The 3,430-nt window shown below is 71.7% G+C and carries 2 protein-coding genes; both read left to right on the forward strand.

Features of this window, described 5'->3' with window-relative positions:
* Positions 1-235: 235 nt before the first annotated feature.
* A complete protein-coding gene (locus BLR04_RS39275) occupies positions 236-793 on the forward strand; it encodes a hypothetical protein (RefSeq protein ID WP_176903573.1) in 558 nt (185 codons plus the stop codon).
* Between the two features lie 90 nt (positions 794-883).
* On the forward strand, positions 884-3,343 hold the full coding sequence (locus BLR04_RS39280) for a SpoIIE family protein phosphatase (RefSeq protein ID WP_218129356.1): 2,460 nt from the start codon (positions 884-886) through the stop codon (positions 3,341-3,343).
* The last annotated feature ends 87 nt before the right edge of the window (positions 3,344-3,430 follow it).

Raw genomic sequence — 3,430 nt, forward strand, 5'->3', positions numbered from 1 at the left:
GTCGATCGAGATGCGTGACACCGACGAGGACGTCTTCCGCGCCGCGGAAGAGCTCGGAATCGACCTGTCCCGGCGTGAGCCGAGCAGCGTCGAGGAGATCTGACGGTCGCGTGCGCGATCCGCACAGGCGGGCCCGCGCCGGTTCGGCGCGGGCCCGGCACGCCGCGGTGGAGCGAGCTCCGGGCCATCACCGGACGCCGTCCGCCGCGGGCCGCCGCGAGTTCCGGAGGAGACGATGAACGACGAGACGGTGGCGCTGCTCTTCGACGTGGTCGAGCGGCTGCAGCAGAGCATCGGCGCCCATGAGCATCCCGCGATCGTCGCGCTGGAGGGCGAGCGCAGGCTCGTGCTCAGCGACCACGACTACGACTACCTGCGCGACCCCTGGTCGGCGGCCGCGTTCGAGACGCGCGCCGCCGCCGAGGCGGCCGACATCCGGGCCACGCGCTGGGTGTTCGCCGTCCCGCTGGTGTGGGTCACCACGCCTGAGGCCGTCTACAGCCGTCCCGCGTCCGCCCATCCGCTCCGCGAAGGGGAACAGGAGACGATCACCTGGACGAGTTACGGCGAGAACGACGGCGTCGACTACGGGCGCGTCCCGTACGCCCGTCGCCCCAGCGGGGAGCCCGTGTTCGACAACCCGGAGAAGTTCGCCGTGGGCGTGCGCCCGGCGCCGTCCATGCCGGGCCAGACGCTCCTGCGGGCACTCCTGCAGACCACGGGCCCGGCCTGGCGCGACCCCGTGCGGCCGGCCGGCTTGATATGTCTGACCTGCGGCGATGCGCGCAGGTAAGGAAAACCGTTCGTAGAATGGTAGACAAGTGCCGGCCGACGGGGGCGATCCATGAGCGCAACCCGATCGAGGAGGCGCGCCGGATGGGGGTTGACGCGCCTCACGATCGTCGCGAGCAGCCTGATCGCGCTGCTTTTCGGTGTTGTCTTCGGCATCCTGCTGTGGGCCATCGGCGAGATGCGCGAGGCGACGGACGCGCGGAAGCATGTCCGGACGGCCATCGTCGAGGCCGGCACTCTGGAGCGGCTCGTCCTCGACCTGGAGACGGGCCAGCGCGGCTTCCTCATCACCCGGCAGGAGTCCTTCCTCCAGCCGTGGGAGAGCGCGAGGGCCGCGTTCCCCGCGCAGGCGCAGCAGGTCGTGAGCCTCGCCGACACCACCGAGCTGCGGGACCTGGCGCGTCAGATCAGGCAGCAGGGTGAGTCCTTCATCAGCGACTACTCGATTCCGCTGGTCGAGGCGGCCCGGCGGGGTGATCCCTCCGCGTGGAGCGTGCAGCGCACAGCCGAGGGGCAGCGCCGTCTCGACGTACTGAGAGGGCTTTTTGACCGTTTCGACCGTGACGCGCAGTCCGTACTGGCGGCTCGGGAGCAGATCGCGGCGGGCCGGGTGCGGTGGTCGGTCGCCGTGGCGACCGGTGGGATCGTGGGGTCGGTCCTGCTCATCGCCGCCTACACCGGATTCCTCACCCGGAAGATCGTCCGGCCCGTCCGCCGTGCGGCCGCCACCGCCACCCGGCTGGCCGACGGCGACCTCGAGGCGCGCATGCCTGGGACGGGGTTCGGCGAGATCGGCGAGCTCGAGGCCGCGTTCAACAGCATGGGCGACTCCCTCGAGGAGAGCCGCAGGTTCACCGAGGAGGCGCACAAACGCCTCAAGCTGCTGTACGACGCCAGCATGGCGGTGGGCACCACGCTCGACGTGCGGCGTACCGCGGAAGAGCTGGTGCAGGCGGTGATCCCCGACTTCGCCGACTTCGTCACGGTCGATCTCGCGGCGTCGGTCGTGCGCGGCGACGAGCACGCGCCCGACGCGGGCGAGCCGCTGTACCGGGTGGCCGTCGGAGGTCTCGTGGAGGGCGCTCCGTTCTATCCCGTGGGCACCATGACGACGTCGGCCGAGTCCACGCCCCAGGCCCAGACGTTCGGCCGCAGGGTCGCCATGATCGAGCCGGATCTGCGGACGTCCACCGCCTGGCGGTCGCAGGACCCCGACCGGGCCGACCGGATCCTCGAGCACGGCTTCCGGTCGCTGATCACCACCCCGCTGGGCGTCCGCGGGGTGCGCATGGGCGTGGCCGGCTTCTGGCGCCTGAGCGCGCACGAGCCGTTCGGCGAGGACGACCTGTCCTACGCGGCGGAGCTGGCCGCAAAAGCCGGTGTCGACATCGACAACGCCCGCCGCTACACCCGCGAGCGCAACACCGCGCTGACCCTGCAGCGCAGCCTGCTGCCGCAGCGGCCGCCCGCCCAGCCGGCGGTCGAGGTCGCCTCCCGCTACCTGCCGACGTGTTCCCAGGCCGGGGTGGGCGGAGACTGGTACGACGTGATCCCGCTGTCGGGCTGCCGGGTGGCCCTCGTCGTCGGCGACGTCGTCGGTCACGGCATCCACGCCTCCGCGGCCATGGGGCGGCTGCGCACCGCCGTACGCACTCTCGCCGACGTCGACCTGCCGCCCGACGAGCTCCTCACGCACCTGGACGACCTGGTCATCCATCTCACCGGCGAGGAGGCCTGCATGGCAGAAGGCGACGGGGGGTCGTTCGCCGAGCTGGGGGCCACCTGCCTGTACGCCGTCTACGACCCCGTCTCCCGCCAGTGTTCCATGGCCACCGCCGGTCACCCGCTGCCCGTACTGAACGCCGGTGACGGCCTCACGGAGGTCGTGAGCGGACCGGTCGGGCCGCCCCTCGGCGTGGGCGGCCTGCCGTTCGAGACCACCGAGCTGAGCCTGGACGCGGGCAGCATGGTCGCCCTGTTCACCAACGGCCTGGTCGTCTCCCGCGAGCGTGACATCGACCAGGGCATCGACGAGCTGCGGCGCTCCCTGGCGCACTCGACGGCCTCGCTGGAGGACACCTGCGACACGGTGACGCGTTCCCTGCTGGACGGCCGCGCGGCCGACGACGCCACGCTGCTCCTCGTGCGCACCAGGGCCCTCTCGCCGGAGCAGGTGGCCACCTGGGACGTGCCCGCCGACCCGTCCCAGGTGGCGCGCGCCAGGAAGCTCGCCTCCGACCAGCTGACCGCATGGGGGCTCGCCGACATGGAGTTCGTCACCGAGCTCGTGGTGAGCGAGCTGGTGACCAACGCCATCCGGTACGCGACCCCGCCCATCCGGATGCGGATGATCCGTGACCGCACGCTGATCTGCGAGGTCTCCGACGGCAGCAGCACCGCGCCGCACCTGCGCCGGGCCAGGGCCTACGACGAGGGGGGCCGGGGGCTGCTGCTGGTCGCGCAGCTCACGCAGGGCTGGGGCGCCAGGCACACGACCACCGGCAAGACCATCTGGTGCGAACAGGCCCTGCAGAGCCGCGACGGCGACTGACAGTGATGATGTAGATGAGCGTCTCCCGCCAGGGTCTGACCCAGCGACTGACTGACCTTGGGTCCTCAACGGGATCTGTCGGCCCTG

The sequence above is a fragment of the Nonomuraea maritima genome, assembly GCF_900100395.1.
GTDB classification, from domain to species: Bacteria; Actinomycetota; Actinomycetes; order Streptosporangiales; family Streptosporangiaceae; genus Nonomuraea; species Nonomuraea maritima.

What these genes read in the sequence shown, in the direction of transcription:
- BLR04_RS39275 (WP_176903573.1), top strand. Translation starts at nt 236, where the DNA reads ATGAACGACGAGACGGTGGCGCTGCTCTTCGACGTGGTCGAGCGGCTG.